The organism is Paraburkholderia aromaticivorans (genome assembly GCF_002278075.1).
Lineage (GTDB): Bacteria > Pseudomonadota > Gammaproteobacteria > Burkholderiales > Burkholderiaceae > Paraburkholderia > Paraburkholderia aromaticivorans.
Genome location: NZ_CP022990.1, coordinates 2,571,303 through 2,589,495, shown reverse-complemented (window position 1 = coordinate 2,589,495; position 18,193 = coordinate 2,571,303). Strand labels below are relative to the sequence as shown.

Below are 18,193 nucleotides of genomic sequence, written 5' to 3'. Positions count from 1 at the left end.
AGGTCATAACAAAACGCCCGCGCTCACGGAAAGACCCGATGACTGGCCCGTCAATTGCGGCGCATCATACGGTTAGGGACGGTTCCAACACGCGTGGAGCAACGGTCATGGCAAACGCAGAGCAGGTCTATTCCGACGAGGAGATCCAGCAACGCCTCGTCGGTCCGCTACAGCACTGGTATATGGAAGATGGCTGGCTGCGGCGCAAATATCGCACCGAAGGCTGGAAAGGAACCTTGATGGTCGTGAACGCGGTGGGCCACCTCGCGGAAGCCGCCTGGCATCACCCCGATCTCACGGTCTCCTATGCATTCGTGATCGTGAAACTCAAGACGCATTCCGCGAAAGGCATCACGGACAAGGACTTTGCGCTCGCCAGCAAGATCGAGTCGTTCATTCAGTGGCAGCCGGGCACCGAAGGCGGCCCGCTCGAAGGCACGCCGACGGACGATCAGCGCTTCCGCTACATCAAGTACGACAAGCCGAAAACCGCCGAGGGCGATTGAAGCCCGGCGCCGCGCTTCGCGCCTGGTACGGCTTTCGCTTGAAGTCCCCCGCCGGGCCGCCGCGCGCCGCGGCTCGCGCCATCGCAGCGGCAGCCCTCAGGGTTTGCCCGCTGATGCGCGGCAATTCATGCACGGCAACTCAAGCACGAACAAGGACACTCGCGATGCAGCTTCACGTTCGCCGCCTTCCGCCTCAAGCCACCGTGACGGTCGACGCGCCCGCGCGCCTGCACCTCGGCTTTCTGGATCCGAACGCCTCGCTCGGGCGCGCATTCGGCAGCCTCGGGCTGGTCATCGACGGCGCCGGCAGCCGCGTGGAAGCGCGGCTCGCCGAGCGCGACCGGATCGACGGCGCGGTGACCGAGTCGGAACGCGAACGCATTGCAATCTGCCTGGAACGGCTGCATGCCGCCTACGACCCGACACCCGTCGCCATCGAAGTGGCCCGCACGCCGCGCGCGCACAGCGGCCTGGGATCGGGTACGCAACTCTCGCTCGCCGTCGGCAGCGCGTTCGTTCGTCTGCTCGGCCACGTCGCGACCACCGCCGAGCTCGCCAGCCTGCTCGGACGCGGCGCCCGTTCGGGCATCGGCGTCCTCGGCTTCGATTCCGGCGGCCTGCTGGTGGACGGCGGACCCTCAGGCGGTCTGCATCAGGGTGTGCCGCCCCTGCTCGCGCGCCAGCCGTTTCCGGATAGCTGGCGGGTGCTGCTGGTCAGCGACAACGCCCGCGAGGGTCTGCACGGTGCCGAGGAACGCCGCGGCCTCGCCGCGCTCGCCCCGTTTCCGCAACGGCTCGCCGCGCATCTGTGCCACCTCGTGCTGATGAAGATTCTGCCCGGCGCCGCGGAGCGCAACATCGTGCCCTTCGCGCACGGCCTGACGGAGATGCAGCAAACCATCGGCGAATACTTTGCGCCCGTGCAAGGCGGCGTGTTCGCGAGTCCCGACGTCGAGCGCGCGTTGCGCGCCGTGGCCGAGGAGCGAACCGCCGGCATCGGCCAAACCTCCTGGGGACCGACGGGCTTTGCGATCGTCGCCAACGCGCGTGAGGCCGAAGCTGCGCTCGCCACGGCGCGCGAGGCCACGCGCGGACGGCCGCACATTGCATGCGCGATCGTCACGGGACGCAATCGCGGCGCGACGGTGCGCTGTGCCGAAGCACGGCAGCAACAGCGTATCGATGCCGCATGACGCGCCCCGGTCCCGCGCCGCGGTCTGCTGATCCGGCAGCCCGGATAGCCCAATGCCGCCACGCGCCCGTGCCGTGCGCCTTGCATGAGACACATGAGAAACGCCACTGAAACGAGCCTCCGCCATGTCCGATACCACTGAGAAACCCGCTGACAAAGCCGCTGAAAAGCCTGCTGAAAGGCCGTACATCCTGCACATGTTCACGGCCACGCCGCAGATGAGTCCGTTCGACGTGAACATGGCCGCCGACGCCGGCTACCAGATCATCGTGCCGTATTGCGGCGTCGACGCGGGCATGGTCGCGAACCTGACGCAGGACGCGATTTTTTCGCGCGGGCCGAAGGGCGTGTCGCGCACCGGCATCTTCATCGGCGGGCGCGACGTGATGCTCGCCGCCGACATGCTCGACAGCGCGCGCAAAGCCATGGTCCCGCCTTTCGAGGTCTCGGTGTTCGCCGATCCGAGCGGCTCGTACACGACCGCTGCGGCGCTCGTCGCACTGGTGGAGCGGCATCTGGCCAAGGCATTCGGCATGGAACTGGGCGGCAAGCGCGTGCTGATTCTCGGCGGCACGGGCGCGGTCGGGCGTGTGGCGGCCGCCATGGCGGCCTCGCTCGGCGCCGACGTGGCGATTGCAAGCCACACCGGCCAGGCGCGCGCGGCGCATGTCAGCGACGACCTCAATCAGCGCTTCGGCATCGTGACCAAGGGAGTCAGCACGGCGACGCCGCCGGAATTGCGCGCGGCGTTGGGCGAGGCCGAAATCGTACTCGCCACCGCCCTCGCCGGCGTGCAGGTGGTCCGCAGCGACGATCTTGCGCACGCCAGACATCTGCTGATTGCCGCGGATGTGAACGCCGTGCCGCCGGAAGGCATAGCGGGCGTCAACGTGATGAACGACGGCAAGCCGATCGACGGCGTGGCGACGGCCGGCGGCGCGATCGGGATCGGCGCGCTGGCGATCGGCAATGTCAAATACCAGGTGGAACATCGTCTGTTCATCCGGATGCGCACGGGCGGCAAGCCGGTCTACCTGGGATTCCCGCAAGCCTTCGACGAGGCCCGCGCCGTCGCGGCCGGCCTCGGTTGAGCGCGCCGCGTTGCGCCTGCGCGCTGCCCCTGCCCGAGTCGCCATGACATCCCGCCCATTGCTCCCGCACGCGCCTTTCGTCGCCGTGGCGGGGCTGTCCGCCCGCATGCTCGCGCAGTCCGCCGCGCGCGCGGGCCTGCGCGTCGCCGCGCTCGATATATTCGGCGACCGCGACACCCGCGAGGCGTCTGAGTTGTGGTTCGACATCGGCGGCGGCCCGTTGTCGATCGACGGCCTGCAACTCGCCGCGGCGCTCGAACGCATTGCGCGTTTGCCGGGGCTCATCGGCTGGATCGACGGCAGCGGGCTCGAGCCGTTCGTCGCGCAGTTGTGCGGCATGCCTGGCCTGCCTCGCTTCATCGGCAATCCTGTGGAAGCGAGCGCGGCGGTGCGCGAGCCGCGGCGTTTCTTCGCGCTGCTGGACGCACTCGATATTCCCCATCCACCGGTCGCGTTCGCGCCGCCCGCCACGCCGCAAGGGTGGCTGGTCAAACGCGCGGACGGTTGCGGCGGCACGCATATCGAACCGGCCACGGCGCGCGGCGATCCGCGTGTTCCCGCGCAAGCCTACTTCCAGCGCCGGCGCAACGGACGTTCGCTATCGGCGCTGTTCATCGCCGCGCGCGGCCGTTCGCGCGTGGTCGGCTTCGCTGAGCAACTCACCTGCGAAATGGGCAATCTGCCGTTCGTGCATGCCGGGTCGATCGGTCCGATCGATCTGCCACCCATCGTGACGCAACGCGTGAGCGCGGCCATCGCCGCGTTGTGTGCGCGCACCGGTCTCACCGGCCTCAATAGCTGCGACTTTCTGCTCGACGGCGACGCGTTCGACCTGCTCGAAATCAACACCCGCCCCTCGTCGACGATGACGCTCTACGAAACCGCGTCGCCGCATGCATGGCCGCGCGGGCTGCTCGCGTGTCATATCGAAGCCTGCCGTTACGGCCGCCTGCCGGCCGCGCCAACGTCCGCCGCGGCGCCGTGGCGAGCCGGTCAGCAGGTGCTGTTCGCACCGCACCCGTTCGCCGTCTCCCAGTCGTTCAGCGACGCCTGCCTGCACGACCCGCGCTGCCGCGACGTGCCGATGCCCGGCGTGCGCATCGAAGCCGGAGATCCGGTCTGCACGTTGCTCGTGCGCGCGGCTTCGGTGGACGCGGTGCGGCCCGCGCTCGACGCGCAGCGCGCGCTCGTTGTGCAACGAATCGAAACCTGTCATGAGACCGACCATGCCCTCATCCCATGCCACACCTGATGCGCCCCAGCCGCCGCTCGCCGGTGCCGCCGCACTGAGCGTCAACGCGCTCAGCGAGCGTCTTGTCGCCCGTCTGGTCGACGACGCCGCGCGCTTCGGCGCGATTGTCAGCCACGCGGAAAACGGCACCGTGCTGGTCGACGCGGGCGTCGTGGCGCCCGGCAGCGTCGCGGCAGGCGTGCTGATCGCGCGCATCTGCATGGGCGGGCTTGGCCACGTCACGGTGCGCGAAAGCCTCGACGCGCAGCCGTTGTGGCCCAGCACGATCGAGGTGCGCACCTCGTGGCCCGTGCTGGCTTGCCTCGGCAGCCAGTACGCCGGCTGGAGCCTCGCGGCGACCAAGGAACAGACCGGCGGCAAGAAGTTTTTCTCGCTCGGCTCGGGCCCCGCGCGCGCGCTGGCGGTGAAAGAGCCGCTATTCGCCGAACTCGGCTACCGCGACACGCACGAGCGCGGCGTGCTGGTGCTCGAGGTGGACCGCCTGCCGCCCCAGGTCGTGATCGACAAGGTGCTGCACGATTGCGGCCTCGCGCCCGAGCGGCTGACCCTTGTCACCACGCCGACACACTCTGTCGCGGGAACGGTACAGGTGGTGGCGCGCGTCGTCGAAGTTGCGTTGCACAAAACGCATGTGCTCGGCGTCGCGCTGGACGAAGTGGTGGAAGGCGGCGGCTCGGCGCCGCTGCCGCCGCCCGCGCCGGACGGCATTCAGGCAATGGGGCGCACCAACGACGCGATCCTGTATGGCGGCCGCGTGCATCTCACCGTGAAGCACGATGCAGTGGCGAGACGACTCGCCGCGGAATTGCCCGCTTCCACCTCGCGCGATTACGGCCGACCATTCGCGGACATCTTCACGTCGTTCAATTACGACTTCTATCAGATCGATCCCGCGCTGTTCGCTCCGGCCGAAGTGTGGGTGAGCAGCCTCGAAAGCGGTGCGACGTATCACGGCGGGCGTGTCGACGCGGCGCTGCTGCACGACCAATGGAGCGGCAAGCCATGAGCATGCCGGTGCCTGACGCGGACGCCGCCGCCCCGCGAGCGTCGCTGCGCATTGCGATCATGACCGACGAAACGGGCTGGCACACCGGCCGCCTGAAGAAGGCCTTCAGCGCGCGGGGCGCGCAAGCGCGCTGCATCGATCTCGCAGACTGCCGGATCGACACGACGTGGGAACCGCATGGGCTGGTCCTGCCGGGCTTCGGCCACACGCTGCCGGACGCGGTTTTCGTGCGCGGCATTGCCGGCGGCACCTTCGAGCAGGTCACGCTGCGCCTCGGTATCCTGCATGCGTTGCGCGAGTCCGGTGTGCCGGTCTACAACGACGCGCGCGCGATCGAGCGCAGCGTCGATAAATCGATGACGAGTTTTCTGCTGCATCGCAACGGCGTGCCGACGCCGGCGACATGGGCCGGCGAATCCGCGGCATTCGCGCAGCGCGTGCTGATGCGCGAGGCGGCGGCCGGACGCCAGGTCGTGCTCAAGCCCCTGTTCGGTTCGCAAGGGCATGGACTCAAGCGGCTCGGCGCGGGCGGCGCCCACCCAGGTGCGCTGGCGCCTCTGCCTTCGCTCAAACCGTACCGGCAGGTCGCGTATCTGCAGCGGTATATCGACGGCGGCCATCCGGGCTTCGACTGGCGCGTGCTGGTGATCGGCGGCCGTGCGGTGGCGGCGATGCGGCGCGTCGGCGGCAAGGGCTGGATTCATAATTTCGCGCAAGGCGCCACGTGCGAAGCGGCCGAACTCGATCTGCCGCTCGCGCAAACCGCGGTGCGGGCCACCGAGGCGCTCGGACTCGACTATGCGGGCGTCGACCTGATTCCCGACCCGCACGACGCGACCCGGCCGCTCGTGCTGGAAGTCAACGGCGTGGCGGCATGGCGCGGCCTGCAGTCGGTCACCTCGGTCGACCTCGCGGCGGCGCTCGCCGACGATCTGCTGCAGCGCAAGCTGCCCGCGCAGCGCCGCGCCGTCAGCGAGGCCGCGCAAACCGCCGAGGCCGCCGTCGTAGGGTTGCATGGTCGTCATGGCTGAGCCGCCCTGTTGCGTCGCACCCGAGCACGTTCACGCCGCGTTCCTCGCGGCCTGCCGGCTCGACGTGGAAACGCCCAAGCCCGGCAACGTCAGCGTGCAAAGCGCCGGCCACGGTATGCGCGCGGCCCAGTTCATCACCAGCGCGGAGGCGGCCGCCGACGCGCTGCTCGCACGCGGCGCGCCGGTCGGCCAGCGGGTGCTCGACGCGCTCACCCGCACGCGCGACGCGGTCGGCTGCAATACGAACCTCGGCATCCTGCTGCTGGTCGCGCCGCTCGCCGCCGCGCTGGAGGACGTTGCGTCCCCGCTCTCGGCCGACGCGTGGCGCGCCGCGACCGGGCGCGTGCTCGCGCGCCTCGACATCGACGACGCGCGCCTCGCGTACCGCGCGATTGCGCTCGCCAATCCCGGCGGTCTCGGCGACGCTCCCGAGCAGCCGGTTCACAGCCCGCCCACCGTCAACCTGCGCGACGCGATGAGGCTCGCCGCCGGGCGCGACAGCATCGCCCGCCAATACGCGGAGGGCTTTCGCGACATCTTCGAGACCGGGCTCACCGCGTTTCGCGAAATGCCTGCCGATCAGCCGCACATTGCCACGCTCAATGTCTTTCTCACGTTCCTCGGCACGCGGCCGGACTCTCTCATTGTGCGTAAGCAGGGCATGGCGGTGGCGCAGAGTGTCACGCTTGCGGCACGCGAGCAGCACGCGCAATGGCGCCACGCGCTAGCGCAAAAGGGCCCCGCTACGGCCGCTCGACCGCTCGATGCGTGGGACGCCGAACTGAAGGCCAGTGCGATCAATCCCGGTACCAGCGCGGACCTGACCGTGGCGACGCTGTTCGTCGCCGGCTGCCTCGCAGCGGCCCGCTGCGGCGCCCCGATACCACCGCAGCGGCGCGAACCTCGCACTGGCACGGATCCTGTTAGTTAGTGCCACCGTGCATCAACAGCCGCCGGGGATCGGGCAACACAATCGTCACCGGGGGCATGTCAGTCAGCAAGTCCGTATTCCACTCATCGGAGGAACAGAATGGCCAAGATCAATCGCGTCCTGATAGGAGAGTCGCTCGTCGGCGACGGCAACGAGGTCGCACACATCGACTTGCTGATCGGACCGCGGGGTTCGGCTGCGGAAACCGCATTCTGCAATGCGCTCACCAATAATAAGGATGGCTTCACATCGCTGCTTGCCGTCATCGCACCGAACCTCCTCACCAAGCCGAACACGATCCTGTTCAACAAGGTGACCATCAAGGGCGCCAAACAGGCCGTGCAGATGTTCGGCCCCGCGCAGCACGCGGTTGCGCTCGCCGTCGCGGACAGCGTCGAGGACGGCACGATCCCGAAAGACGAGGCGGACGATCTGTTCCTGTGCGTCGGCGTCTTCATTCACTGGCAGGCGGACGACGACAAGAAGATTCAGGAGTTCAACTACAAGGCGACGCGCGAGGCGATCAAGCGCGCCGTCGCGGGTGAACCGAGCGCCGCGGAGGTCGTGGCGAAAAAGGGCACCGTCGCCCATCCGTTCGCACCGAACTGAGTGCGCGCGAGTTCGCGTGGATGCGACAGGGGCCCGCCGTTGCGCGGGCCTCGGGGTTGAAGCGCGAACCCTTCGATAGAGGCATGAGATGACCATACGATGTCGTGCGCTCGCGGCCTGTGCGTGCGTCGCGCTCGCGGTGCCGCTCGCCTGGGCGGACGGCGACGCGCCCACGGCGCCGGCTCCGGCGGGGGGCTACAGCTACCCGACGCAGGGCCGCGTCGAATACGTGTTGAGCTGCATGGACGACAACGGACACGATTTCGTGAACGTCTACAAATGCTCGTGCGTAATCGACAAGATGGCCGCCAGGCTGTCCTACGACGACTTCGTCGCGCAGTCGACGTTCTCGAAGTACGCCACGTTGGGCGGCGAAGGCGGATCGGAGTTTCGGGTGGACCACGCGAAAGCCCAGACGAAGAAATTCCGCGCGTTACAGGCGGATGCATACGGCAGTTGCGGACTAGGCTCCGACAAGACGGCCGCGGCGAAATAGTTGGCGGCGTGAGAGATGCGGCTTGAGACGTGCGGCGCCAGCAAGAGCGCCGCGCCGCCGTCTTGCGCTCAATTCGGAATCAGCCCCGCCCCAAGCGACGCATAACCCACGAGACCCGTGGCCGCTTGCCGCATATCGCAACGCTGCCGCTCGATCTGCACGCCGACGGCCGTCACGTCGTCGAACTTGGCGGGTTTGGCGAGCGTAACCCGCACCCAGTGAGCACCGAAGTCGTTGATCAGCAGGCGCGCCACCGCTTCGGCAAGCGCTTCGAGCAGCCGCACGCCGTGCGAGGCGAGCAGCGCATGCAACGCACCACGCACCGCCGCGTAATTGATCGTGTCCTCGATGCGATCCGTGGTGCACGCACGAATCGCGGGAACCCCGATGGCGAGATCCATCCTGACCGGTTGCAGGACATGCTGCTCGCTGCTGTCGATACCAATAATCGTCTGACCGATAAAGTTCTCAATGAAGACGATGTCCATGCGCCCGGACAACGTGCCGGTGGAGGGCGAGGCGGACGGGGCAGTGGCGTCCGGCGCGCCGGCAGCGGAAAAACTGGCAAGGCGAACGGCATCGATACGGTCCATGGTGTACTCCGCCGCAGTGCGGCAATGAATGAGTCAATGGGTTAGCGGACGGGATTCGGGTAAACACAAAGGGGTAAACACAAAATAGGCCAGAGTGACAGGACGCGAAGCACTCTGCGCCGAACCTGCAACACTCTCCTCACCGCCGGCAAGCGCGAGACGCACAGGTCGGCATGGGTTTCGGAAAAGCAAAAATCGGGCACGCCATGTAGGGTTATCGCGACTTCTTATTGAACGTCGGCGACATCCGGCGTAGAGTTTTAAGCCGACGCCTGATATAAGGGCACATCACTCGGTGCGCATACGGACCGCAGAAGCCGCAGCGCGAGGGGAAGACAGTATCGATAAAGTAAAGCGGCACTCGTGACGCGCAGGGCGCATGCAGACTAAACGCAGCGCAATGCGAACCGGCGCGCACGAACTGACGCAACGGAGACAAGCCCCATGTCGTTGCTCACTGACAGCACTATGCACGTCCGTGAAGTTCTGAATGTCGTCAACCATCAGTTGGCCACGCGTCCAACGAGCGAGCCCGTCGCTCAATCGTGGGCGCGCTGCATGAACGAATTCCAGCTCGACCCTTCCCGTTTTGTCACACCCCCTGTCCTGACGGACTACGAACTGAGTTCGCGCCGCGATGCCGTGGGCGATCTGATCGCGTGCTCGAAGCTCGAAATGACCACGCTCTATCAGCAACTGGCCGACCCCGAACTGGCGGTCGTGCTGGTCGATGCGGGTGGCATGATCGTCCATCAGGTCTCGTCGGTGCCGTTCGCGGAAGCGGTCGCGGCGGACGGCTTTCGCGTCGGCGCCTTGTGGAGCGAGCGCGAAGCCGGCACGAACGGCATGGGCACGTGTCTGGCCGAACGCGACTGCATCGCCGTCTGCCAGCACGAACATTTTTATCCGCGCTATACGTCGCTCACCTGCTCCGCCGCACCGATTTTCGACGACCGCGGCGAGATTGCCGCCGTACTGGATGTGACGAGCCGCTCGAAGCTGTTGCAGCAGCATTCTCTGGTGCTCGTCGGCATGTCGCGGCAAATGATCGAAAACCGCCTGCTGGACGCGCGTTACCGGCACGCGAACATGATCCATTTCCATAGCCGCCCGGAATTCGTCGGTACGCTGCACGGCGGCAAACTGGCGGTGGCGGACGACAGCACGGTGCTCGCCGCGAACCGCAGCGCCCTCTTTCAGCTGGGCTTTCGCACGCTCGGCGAATTGCGCGGCCGGCGCATCGAGGAAGCCTTCAATGCATCGCTCGAAGACATGATCGCGCGCAGCATTCGCGGCTCGTTTCATCCTGTCACCGTGTATAGCGCGAACGCGACCAATCGCTTCTTTCTGGTCGCGCAAACGCCGCAAAACAGTGCGGGGCGCGGCACACGGGTGATGGTGTCCGCGCCGGCCGCCCGCGCCAGCGTTTCCGACAAACGGCCGGCGCCGGCCCGGCTCGACGAAATCGCGCACCTCGAATTCGGCGACCCGCGCATGGCTTCGCAGATCCAGCTCGCCGCGCGCGTGGTCCAGCGCAAGATCCCGATCATTCTCAGAGGGCAAACGGGCACCGGCAAGGAAGTCTTCGCGCAGGCGCTGCATAGCATCAGCCCGCACGCGTCGGGCCCGTTCGTGCCGGTGAATTGCGCATCGCTGCCCGAAAACCTGATCGAAAGCGAACTGTTCGGCTATCGTGCCGGCGCGTTCACCGGCGCCCAGCGCGAAGGGCGCCGCGGCAAGATCGTGCAGGCCAGCGGCGGCACGCTCTTTCTCGATGAAATCGGCGACATGCCGCTTTCGTTGCAGGCGCGGCTCCTGCGCGTGATCGAGGAACACGAGGTCACACCGCTCGGCGCTGAAACGACCATCAAGGTCGATTTTCAGCTCGTCAGCGCGAGCCACCGCAATCTGCTCGAACTCGTGCACGGCGGGCAGTTCCGCGAGGACCTGTACTACCGGCTCAAGGGCGTCGAACTGACTCTGCCGCCGCTCGCCGAACGGATCGACAAGCTCGCGCTGATTCATCATCTGCTCGAAAACGAGTCCGACGACGATCCGCCCGAGCTGACCCCGGAAGCCGAACATGCGTTGCTGACCTATGCGTGGCCCGGCAATATTCGCCAGTTGCGTCACGTCTTGCAGATGGCCATCGCGCTGTGCGACGGGCAACCGATCCGCTGCGAAGACCTGCCCGCCGAAATCACGCAACGGGAGCCGGAAGCGGAAATGATGGCGGTGTCGCGCACGGCGGCGGCCCCCGAGCCGCATCCGGTCGACGAAGCGGATCTCTCGGCGCTCAATGCGATCCAGTTGAACGAACGCGGCACCGTTCTGACGCTGCTCGACGAGCATCGCTGGAATGTCAGCAACGTCGCCAAGGCGCTCGGCATCAGCCGCAACACGCTGTACCGCAAGATGCGCCGGCTGCATATCCGTCTGTCGCACGACGGCTCGACGCTCGACGGCGCGCTGCCCGACGAAATGCCGCCCGACGATTCGGGATCCGAAGAAGCGCCGCCTTCGAACGCATGACCCAGGCGCCCGCTCGCAAACTCGCGGATTTCAAGCCCGATGCGCGCTTCGCGTGGTGCGTGACCGGCTCCGGCCATTTGCTCGAGGAGTCGATCGCGCTCGCACTCGAGTTGCCGCGCGCCGACCTTTTCCTTTCCTCGGCCGCGGAAGAGGTCCTGCCTCTTTACGGCTGGCCGCTGCCGAAGCTGCGCAAGCACTTCCGCGTGTTTCGCGACAACAGCGCGAGCGGCGTGCCGGTCGGCATGCTCTATCACGGCATGTATCACACGGTCGTGATCGCGCCCGCCACCAGCAACACCGTGGCCAAATGCGCGTTCGGCATTTCCGACACGTTGCCCACCAATATGTACGCGCAGGCCGGCAAGCAGTGCATTCCGGGCATTGTCTTTGCATGCGACACGGAACCGACTGTGCTCACGCAGAGCCCGAACGAATGGGTTGAATTGCGGCCGCGGGCGATCGAACTCGACAACGTTGAGCGCTTGTCCCGCTTCGAATACACCACGCTCGTCCGCTCGCTGGATGAACTGAAGGTGGCGCTCGCTGAACGCTTGTCGACACTTCAACTCGCATGAAACCGCCTCCACGCTCGCTACGGCCGCATTGCCCCGCTCGGCACGCCGATCGGCAGCCACTACGCGTGGGGCCGCCCGGCGCGCACTGACATGGACCACATCGTCTTCCTGACCGGCCGGCTCGCCGAAAAGAGCCTGCTCCGCGTGCTCGAGAGCATGGCGCCGACGCCGTTCAGTTGGGAAGTGCGCGAAATCGGCCTGCAGGTCGCGGCGCTCATGACGGCCGACATGATCCGCCGCCGGGTACCCGCCCCGCTCGCGGCACAGCGCGTGATCGTGCCGGGCCGCTGCCGTGGCGATCTCGCCGCGCTGGGCGAACACTACGGCGTGCCGTTCGAGCGCGGCCCGGAGGAGGTCAAGGATCTGCCGCAATTTTTCGGCCGCGAGGCGCAGCCTTTCGATCTGACGCGTTACGAGACCGACATTTTTGCCGAGATCGTCGATGCGCCGCGGCTCGATCTGGACGGCATCGCCGCGCGGGCGCGCGAGTACGCCGCGCAGGGCGCCGATGTGATCGACATCGGTTGCCTGCCCGAAACGCCGTTTCCGCATCTGGAAGACGCGGTGCGCCGGCTGAAAGACGAAGGGTATCGAGTCAGCGTCGATTCGATGCGCAGCGAGGAACTGCTGCGCGGCGGCCGCGCGGGCGCGGATTATCTGATGAGCCTGAACCTCGATACGCTATGGATTGCTGACGAGGTGCCGTGCACGCCGATCCTGGTCGCCCGCGAGCCCGGCGATCCCGCCTCGCTCGATGCCGCGATCGACCTGCTCACCGCGCGCGGACGCGCGTTTCTCGCCGACCCGATTCTCGATCCGATTCCGTTCGGCCTCGCCGCATCGATTGCGCGTTACGTCGGACTGCGCGAGCGCTACCCGGATATCGCCATCATGATGGGCATCGGCAACGTGACCGAGTTGACCGAGGCCGACACCAGCGGCATCAACGCCGTGCTGCTGGGCATGGCCGCGGAGCTTCGCGTGAGTGCGGTGCTTACCACGTCCGTGAGCCTCCATGCGCGGCGCGCGGTGCGCGAAGCCGACGTCGCACGCCGGCTGATGCACGCCGCGCGCGAAGCGCAGGTGCTGCCCAAGGGCATCAACAGCGATCTCGCGACCGTGCATGCGAAACGCCCGTTTCCGTACAGCGCCGCCGAAATCGACGAGCTGGCCCGCGAGGTGCGCGATCCCAACTTCCGTGTCCAGGTCAGCGCCGACGGCATTCATGTCTACAACCGCGACGGACATCGCCAGGCAGGCGACCCGTTCGCGCTCTACCCCCAGTTGCATCTCGAAGCCGACGGCGGCCACGCATTCTATATGGGCGTCCAGCTCGCGCGCGCGGAGATCGCATGGCGGCTCGGCAAGCGTTTCGATCAGGACCAGCCGCTCGACTGGGGTTGCGCGGTCGAGCGTACCGAACAGGATCTCACGGCGTGGCAAGCGCCGGGCGAAACGATGAAAAAACGCTGAAGGCCCAAACCGCCATGCCCGTTCATCGGGCCATCGCCAACGCGCCGGCGTCTTCGCTGTCTTCGTTCATCTGCTCGAGTTCGTCACGCATCGCGCCGATCGCCTGCGCATAGTCGCCAGCGCCGAACACCGCTGAACCCGCCACGAATACGTCCGCGCCCGCCGCTGCGATCCGCGCGATGTTCGCCGCCTTCACGCCGCCGTCCACCTCGATCAGCAACGGCCGTCCCGTCCGCTGCATCGTCGCATCGACCCGTTCGCGCAGGGCCCGCAGTTTATCCAGCGTTTCCGGAATGAATGCCTGGCCGCCAAAGCCCGGATTCACCGACATCACGAGCACCACATCGAGCCGCTCGATCACATGGTCGAGCACCGCGAGCGGCGTGGCCGGATTGAGCGCTATTCCCGCGCGCGCGCCGCTCGTCTTGATGAGCTCGATGGTCCGGTGCACGTGCAGCGACGCCTCCGGATGAAAGCTGATCGTATTCGCGCCGGCCTCGGCAAAGCTGGCCACGAGCGGATCGACCGGTATCGTCATCAGATGCACGTCGATCGGCAAGAACGTGTGCGGGCGAATCGCCGCGCAGACGAGTGGGCCGACCGTGAGGTTCGGCACGTAGTGGTTGTCCATCACGTCCAGATGGATCCAGTCCGCGCCGGCCGCCGTGACGGCGCGAATCTCTTCGCCAAGCCGGGCAAAATCCGCCGACAGCAGCGACGGGGCTATCAGGAAATCGCGCATGGCCGTCTCCTTGCGAACAGTTCAGTGGGTTAGTGGTAACGGCGCGCCATCGCGTCGAGCGGCAACGGCTTGATGCGCGAGGCGTGGCCCGCACAGCCGAACGCCTCGAAACGTGCGACGCACAGCGCGCTCGCCGCCGCCGTCGCCGCCTTCAACGCGGCGCGCGGGTCGAATTCGGCGCGCGCATCGGCCATCGACTTGCGCATCGCGCCGCTCATCGCAAGCCGGATGTCGGTGTCGATATTGACCTTGCGCACCCCATGCGCAATGCCGCGCTGGATTTCTTCGACGGGCACCCCGTACGTGGTCGGAATCTCGCCGCCGTACTCGCGGATCACCGCAAGCCACTCCTGCGGCACGGACGAGGAGCCGTGCATCACGAGGTGCGTGTTCGGAAGCCGCTCGTGAATTTCGACGATCCGGTCGATGGCCAGAATCTCGCCGGTCGGCTGGCGGCTGAATTTGTACGCGCCATGCGACGTGCCGATCGCGATCGCCAATGCGTCGACGCCGGTCGCCTCCACGAAAATCTGCGCCTCGCGCGGATCGGTGAGCAGCTCGTCGCGCGAGAGCCGGCCTTCGGCGCCGACGCCGTCCTCGTCGCCCGCCGTACCGGTTTCGAGCGAACCGAGACAACCCAGCTCGCCTTCGACGGACACGCCCACCGCGTGCGCCGCCTCGACCACGCGGCGACTCACGTCGACGTTGTATTCGTAGCCGGCGGGCGTCTTCTGGTCGGGCAGCAAGGAGCCGTCCATCATCACCGACGTGAAGCCCGAACGGATCGCCTGCTGACAGACCGCCGGACTCGCGCCGTGATCCTGGTGCAACACGAGCGGGATATCCGGATGCGCCTCCAGCGCGGCGAGCACCAGATGGCGCAGATACGGCTCGCCCGCATACTTGCGAGCCCCCGCGGACGCCTGCAGGATCACCGGACTGGCGGTCGCCTCGGCGGCCTGCATGATCGCGTGGATCTGCTCCATGTTGTTGACGTTGAAGGCGGGCACGCCGTAGCCGTGCTCGGCCGCGTGGTCCAGCAGTTGCCGCAGTGCTATGAAGGCCATCGCAAACTCCTCAAGGTCGAATCAGGTGCAATCGGGCACAATCAGGTCGGATCAGGTCGTGGCGCCCCGGGCGTGCCGCATGGTCGGGTCTATCGCGCGAGTTGCGCGCGTTGCGTGACACGGCGGGCTTCGTCCGCCACCGCCCGCGCGGTCAGATCGAAGTGTTCGAACAGCGCGGCAGCCGGGGCGGATTCGCCGAACGTATCAATCCCCACCACGCCACCTTCGAGTCCCACGTATTGCCGCCAGAACGCGCGCACGCCCGCTTCGACCGCGACGCGCGGCACGCCCGGCGGCAGCACCGCGTCGCGCCACCCGGCGGGCTGGTGGTCGAACACGCTGGTGGACGGCATCGACACGACCCGCGCGGCGATGCCGGCCTCGGCGAGCAGCGCGACGGCGTCGAGCGCGAGCGCGACTTCCGAGCCCGTGGCGATCAGCACGACCCTTGCGTGGCCTTGCCCGGCCGGCCAGTCCCGCAACACATAACCGCCGCGCTCGATCGCGTCGATCTGTTCGCCGCTGCGCGCGGCGAACGGCAGGTTCTGGCGGCTTAACAGCAGGCACGACGGTCCGTCGCGCTCCACCGCGCTCGCCCACGCCCGCGCGGTCTCGACCGCGTCGCACGGACGCCAGACGTCGAGTCCCGGAATGAGCCGCAAGCTCGCCGCGTGCTCCACCGACTGATGGGTCGGCCCGTCTTCGCCGAGGCCGATCGAGTCGTGCGTGAACACGAAAATGGAACGGGTCTTCATCAACGCGGCCATGCGCAGCGCGCTGCGCGAGTAGTCGGAGAACGTGAGGAAGGTACCGCCAAACGGAATATGCCCGCGATGCAGCGCAATGCCGTTCATCACCGCGCTCATGCCGAACTCGCGCACGCCGTAGTGCAGATAGTTGCCGCCTTGCAAGCCGTTGTCGTCGACATGGACGTCGGCGGCGGTCTTCCAGTTGGTGAGGTTCGAACCGGTCAGGTCGGCGGAGCCGCCCAGCAGTTCCGGCAATGCGCGAGCCAGCACGGCGATCGCCTGTTGCGAAGCCTTGCGTGTCGCGATGGATTCGGCCGCGTGGTCCGCGTCGCGCACCATCGCGCGGACCGCATCGCCCCACTGCGCGGGCAGCGTGCCTTGCGTCCTGCGCGCGAACTCGGCGGCTTCATGCGGATAATGCTTGCGGTACGCTTCGAAGCGGGTGTCCCAGTCCGCTTCGGCGGCCGCGCCGCGCTCGCTCGCGTCCCACAGCGCGCGGACCTCCGCCGGCATCGCGAACGGCGCATGCGGCCAGCCGAGCGCGCGCCGCGTGTTCGCGACTTCGTCGGCGCCGAGCGGCGCGCCGTGCACATCGTGCGTGCCCGCCTTCGACGGCGACCCTTTGCCGATCACCGTGCGGCAGCAGATCAGCGTCGGCCGGCCGGCCGCGCGTGCGCGTTCGAGCGCCCGATCGACCGCGTCGACGTCATGGCCGTCCACTTCGCGCACGACGTGCCAGCCGTACGCCGCGAAACGCGCCGGCGTATCGTCGTCGAACCACTGCGAGACGTGGCCGTCGATCGAGATGCCATTGTCGTCGTACAGCACCGTGAGCTTGTCGAGCTTCCACGTGCCGGCGAGCGAAGCCGCCTCGTGCGAGATGCCTTCCATCAGGCAGCCATCGCCGGCAAACACGTAAGTGCGGTGATCGACAATTGAATGGCCGGGCCGGTTGAATTCGCGCGCGAGCAGCGCCTCGGCAAGCGCCATGCCGACCGCGTTGGCGAGCCCCTGCCCGAGTGGACCCGTGGTCGTTTCGACGCCGGGGGTCACGCCCACCTCGGGATGCCCCGGCGTCCTGCTATGCAACTGCCTGAAGCGCTTGAGCTCGTCGATCGGCAGGTCGTAGCCGGTGAGATGCAGCAGCCCATACAGCAGCATGGAACCGTGCCCGTTCGAAAGCACGAAGCGGTCGCGGTCGGGCCACGCCGGATGGCGCGGATTGTGTTTCAAATGCCGGTCCCACAGCGCGACCGCAATCTCGGCCATGCCGAGCGGCATACCCGGATGACCCGAGCTGGCCGCTTCGACCGCGTCGATCGCGAGCATGCGCAGCGCGTCGGCCATCAGCCGGGTTGCGGGTGTTGCAACGGTTTCTGCGACGGCACTCATCGAACCTCTCCTTGCACGAAATAGACAGACCGTTTGCCGCGGCGCCTCAGGCCCGCGCCCGCCGGTCGACCAGTTGCAGAATCATCGGCGTGAAAATCAGTTGCATCGCGAGGCCCATCTTGCCGCCCGGCACGACGATCACATTCGGGCGCGACATGAACGAGTCGTGCAGCATGGTCAGCAGATACTGGAAGTCGATCCCCTTCGAGCGCGCGAAGCGGATCACGACGAAGCTCTCGTCGGGCTGCGGAATCTCTCGGGCGATGAACGGATTCGATGTATCCACGGTCGGCACGCGCTGGAAGTTCACATGCGTGCGCGAGAATTGCGGGCAAATGTAGTTCACGTAGTCAGGCATGCGCCGCAGGATCGTATCCACCACGGCCTCGTGCGAGTAGCCGCGCATGGTCTGGTCGCGATGCAGTTTCTGGATCCATTCGAGGTTGATGATCGGCACGACGCCGATCAGCAGATCCGCGTGCCGCGCGATGTCGATGTCGTCGGTCACCGCCGCGCCGTGCAGGCCTTCATAGAACATCAAGTCGGTGTCGGGCGTCACGTCCTCCCATGGCGTGAAGGTGCCGGCATCCTGCTTGTAGAGCCTCGTTTCGGCCTCGTCATGCACGTAGTGGCGCAGCCTCCCGGTGCCGCTCTCGCCATAACTGGCGAACAGGGTTTCCAGTTCCTCGAGCAGATTCGCTTGCGGTCCGAAATGACTGAAATTCGGCGCGCCGTCCCGCTCGTGCTGCTTCATCGCCTCGCGCATGCCATTGCGGTCGTAACGATGAAAAGCGTCGCCTTCCACGATCTGCGCATTGATCTTTTCGCGCCGGAAGATATGGGTGAAGCTCTTCATCACGGTCGTGGTGCCGGCGCCGCTCGAACCGGTCACCGCGATGATCGGGTGTTTGACTGACATGCGCTTGTCTCCGGATAGTGGTGTTCTGATCGGCCGC

Annotated in this window: 17 protein-coding genes; 12 read left to right on the top strand and 5 right to left on the bottom strand. The window is 66.9% G+C overall.

Translation table 11 applies throughout. The features are described from left to right. Positions 1 to 107: 107 nt before the first annotated feature. From CJU94_RS31215 to CJU94_RS31175, 9 genes are all read left to right on the top strand, one after another. The gene (locus CJU94_RS31215) at positions 108 to 506 is read left to right on the top strand and encodes a 4a-hydroxytetrahydrobiopterin dehydratase (RefSeq protein ID WP_095422391.1); all 399 of its coding nucleotides are present in this window, start codon (positions 108 to 110) and stop codon (positions 504 to 506) included. Between the two features lie 164 nt (positions 507 to 670). After that, positions 671 to 1,699: a beta-ribofuranosylaminobenzene 5'-phosphate synthase family protein gene (locus tag CJU94_RS31210; RefSeq protein ID WP_095422390.1), complete on the top strand. Its 1,029-nt coding sequence runs from the start codon at positions 671 to 673 to the stop codon at positions 1,697 to 1,699. A gap of 124 nt (positions 1,700 to 1,823) precedes the next feature. Then, positions 1,824 to 2,789 carry an NAD(P)-dependent methylenetetrahydromethanopterin dehydrogenase gene (locus tag CJU94_RS31205; protein WP_095422389.1) on the top strand — a complete coding sequence of 322 codons (966 nt, stop codon included), beginning with the start codon at positions 1,824 to 1,826 and terminating at the stop codon, positions 2,787 to 2,789. Positions 2,790 to 2,832: 43 nt separating this feature from the next. Further along, the gene (locus tag CJU94_RS31200; protein ID WP_095422388.1) at positions 2,833 to 4,041 is read left to right on the top strand and encodes an ATP-grasp domain-containing protein; all 1,209 of its coding nucleotides are present in this window, start codon (positions 2,833 to 2,835) and stop codon (positions 4,039 to 4,041) included. Further along, complete coding sequence (gene mch, locus CJU94_RS31195; RefSeq protein ID WP_095422387.1) at positions 4,016 to 5,047, top strand: methenyltetrahydromethanopterin cyclohydrolase; 1,032 nt, start codon at positions 4,016 to 4,018, stop codon at positions 5,045 to 5,047. Before CJU94_RS31200 ends, mch begins: the two co-directional genes overlap by 26 nt. After that, positions 5,044 to 6,078 carry an ATP-grasp domain-containing protein gene (locus tag CJU94_RS31190; RefSeq protein ID WP_095422386.1) on the top strand — a complete coding sequence of 345 codons (1,035 nt, stop codon included), beginning with the start codon at positions 5,044 to 5,046 and terminating at the stop codon, positions 6,076 to 6,078. The genes mch and CJU94_RS31190 overlap by 4 nt, the downstream gene beginning before the upstream one ends. After that, complete coding sequence (locus CJU94_RS31185) at positions 6,071 to 7,009, top strand: triphosphoribosyl-dephospho-CoA synthase (RefSeq protein ID WP_095422875.1); 939 nt, start codon at positions 6,071 to 6,073, stop codon at positions 7,007 to 7,009. The genes CJU94_RS31190 and CJU94_RS31185 overlap by 8 nt, the downstream gene beginning before the upstream one ends. A 99-nt stretch (positions 7,010 to 7,108) precedes the next feature. After that, the gene (gene fae / locus CJU94_RS31180) at positions 7,109 to 7,618 is read left to right on the top strand and encodes a formaldehyde-activating enzyme (RefSeq protein WP_095422385.1); all 510 of its coding nucleotides are present in this window, start codon (positions 7,109 to 7,111) and stop codon (positions 7,616 to 7,618) included. Positions 7,619 to 7,706: 88 nt separating this feature from the next. Then, a complete protein-coding gene (locus tag CJU94_RS31175) occupies positions 7,707 to 8,114 on the top strand; it encodes a hypothetical protein (protein ID WP_095422384.1) in 408 nt (135 codons plus the stop codon). A gap of 68 nt (positions 8,115 to 8,182) precedes the next feature. Here CJU94_RS31175 and CJU94_RS31170 read toward each other — a convergent pair whose 3' ends face one another. Further along, positions 8,183 to 8,707, bottom strand: a complete 525-nt coding sequence (locus CJU94_RS31170) for a dihydroneopterin aldolase (protein ID WP_095422383.1) — start codon at positions 8,705 to 8,707, stop codon at positions 8,183 to 8,185. Positions 8,708 to 9,151: 444 nt separating this feature from the next. Between CJU94_RS31170 and CJU94_RS31165 the strand changes: the two genes are divergently transcribed. The 3 genes from CJU94_RS31165 (at position 9,152) to CJU94_RS31155 (ending at position 13,287) form a co-directional block, all read left to right on the top strand. Beyond that, positions 9,152 to 11,239, top strand: coding sequence for a sigma-54-dependent Fis family transcriptional regulator (locus tag CJU94_RS31165; protein WP_095422382.1), 2,088 nt, complete (start codon positions 9,152 to 9,154; stop codon positions 11,237 to 11,239). After that, a complete protein-coding gene (locus CJU94_RS31160) occupies positions 11,236 to 11,814 on the top strand; it encodes a flavoprotein (RefSeq protein WP_095422381.1) in 579 nt (192 codons plus the stop codon). The genes CJU94_RS31165 and CJU94_RS31160 overlap by 4 nt, the downstream gene beginning before the upstream one ends. 90 nt (positions 11,815 to 11,904) lie before the next feature. Further along, positions 11,905 to 13,287, top strand: coding sequence for a DUF6513 domain-containing protein (locus CJU94_RS31155; protein ID WP_095422380.1), 1,383 nt, complete (start codon positions 11,905 to 11,907; stop codon positions 13,285 to 13,287). 22 nt (positions 13,288 to 13,309) lie between these two features. On the opposite strand, the gene rpe is transcribed toward CJU94_RS31155, so the two are convergent. The 4 genes from rpe to CJU94_RS31135 all read right to left on the bottom strand — a co-directional run bounded on the left by rpe (position 13,310) and on the right by CJU94_RS31135 (position 18,156). Beyond that, positions 13,310 to 14,029 carry a ribulose-phosphate 3-epimerase gene (gene rpe / locus CJU94_RS31150; protein ID WP_095422379.1) on the bottom strand — a complete coding sequence of 240 codons (720 nt, stop codon included), beginning with the start codon at positions 14,027 to 14,029 and terminating at the stop codon, positions 13,310 to 13,312. Between the two features lie 29 nt (positions 14,030 to 14,058). Next, complete coding sequence (fba, locus tag CJU94_RS31145; protein ID WP_095422378.1) at positions 14,059 to 15,096, bottom strand: class II fructose-bisphosphate aldolase; 1,038 nt, start codon at positions 15,094 to 15,096, stop codon at positions 14,059 to 14,061. Positions 15,097 to 15,185: 89 nt separating this feature from the next. Then, positions 15,186 to 17,237: a transketolase gene (tkt, locus tag CJU94_RS31140; RefSeq protein ID WP_095422377.1), complete on the bottom strand. Its 2,052-nt coding sequence runs from the start codon at positions 17,235 to 17,237 to the stop codon at positions 15,186 to 15,188. 46 nt (positions 17,238 to 17,283) lie between these two features. Beyond that, on the bottom strand, positions 17,284 to 18,156 hold the full coding sequence (locus tag CJU94_RS31135; RefSeq protein ID WP_095422376.1) for a phosphoribulokinase: 873 nt from the start codon (positions 18,154 to 18,156) through the stop codon (positions 17,284 to 17,286). Positions 18,157 to 18,193 lie beyond the last annotated feature (37 nt).

What these genes read in the sequence shown, in the direction of transcription:
- CJU94_RS31155 (WP_095422380.1), top strand. Translation starts at nt 11,905, where the DNA reads ATGGACCACATCGTCTTCCTGACCGGCCGGCTCGCCGAAAAGAGCCTG.
- CJU94_RS31160 (WP_095422381.1), top strand. Translation starts at nt 11,236, where the DNA reads ATGACCCAGGCGCCCGCTCGCAAACTCGCGGATTTCAAGCCCGATGCG.
- CJU94_RS31175 (WP_095422384.1), top strand. Translation starts at nt 7,707, where the DNA reads ATGACCATACGATGTCGTGCGCTCGCGGCCTGTGCGTGCGTCGCGCTC.
- CJU94_RS31210 (WP_095422390.1), top strand. Translation starts at nt 671, where the DNA reads ATGCAGCTTCACGTTCGCCGCCTTCCGCCTCAAGCCACCGTGACGGTC.
- CJU94_RS31190 (WP_095422386.1), top strand. Translation starts at nt 5,044, where the DNA reads ATGAGCATGCCGGTGCCTGACGCGGACGCCGCCGCCCCGCGAGCGTCG.
- CJU94_RS31215 (WP_095422391.1), top strand. Translation starts at nt 108, where the DNA reads ATGGCAAACGCAGAGCAGGTCTATTCCGACGAGGAGATCCAGCAACGC.
- CJU94_RS31200 (WP_095422388.1), top strand. Translation starts at nt 2,833, where the DNA reads ATGACATCCCGCCCATTGCTCCCGCACGCGCCTTTCGTCGCCGTGGCG.
- fae (WP_095422385.1), top strand. Translation starts at nt 7,109, where the DNA reads ATGGCCAAGATCAATCGCGTCCTGATAGGAGAGTCGCTCGTCGGCGAC.
- fba (WP_095422378.1), bottom strand. Translation starts at nt 15,096, where the DNA reads ATGGCCTTCATAGCACTGCGGCAACTGCTGGACCACGCGGCCGAGCAC.
- CJU94_RS31205 (WP_095422389.1), top strand. Translation starts at nt 1,824, where the DNA reads ATGTCCGATACCACTGAGAAACCCGCTGACAAAGCCGCTGAAAAGCCT.
- CJU94_RS31135 (WP_095422376.1), bottom strand. Translation starts at nt 18,156, where the DNA reads ATGTCAGTCAAACACCCGATCATCGCGGTGACCGGTTCGAGCGGCGCC.
- CJU94_RS31170 (WP_095422383.1), bottom strand. Translation starts at nt 8,707, where the DNA reads ATGGACCGTATCGATGCCGTTCGCCTTGCCAGTTTTTCCGCTGCCGGC.
- rpe (WP_095422379.1), bottom strand. Translation starts at nt 14,029, where the DNA reads ATGCGCGATTTCCTGATAGCCCCGTCGCTGCTGTCGGCGGATTTTGCC.
- CJU94_RS31165 (WP_095422382.1), top strand. Translation starts at nt 9,152, where the DNA reads ATGTCGTTGCTCACTGACAGCACTATGCACGTCCGTGAAGTTCTGAAT.
- CJU94_RS31185 (WP_095422875.1), top strand. Translation starts at nt 6,071, where the DNA reads ATGGCTGAGCCGCCCTGTTGCGTCGCACCCGAGCACGTTCACGCCGCG.
- tkt (WP_095422377.1), bottom strand. Translation starts at nt 17,237, where the DNA reads ATGAGTGCCGTCGCAGAAACCGTTGCAACACCCGCAACCCGGCTGATG.
- mch (WP_095422387.1), top strand. Translation starts at nt 4,016, where the DNA reads ATGCCCTCATCCCATGCCACACCTGATGCGCCCCAGCCGCCGCTCGCC.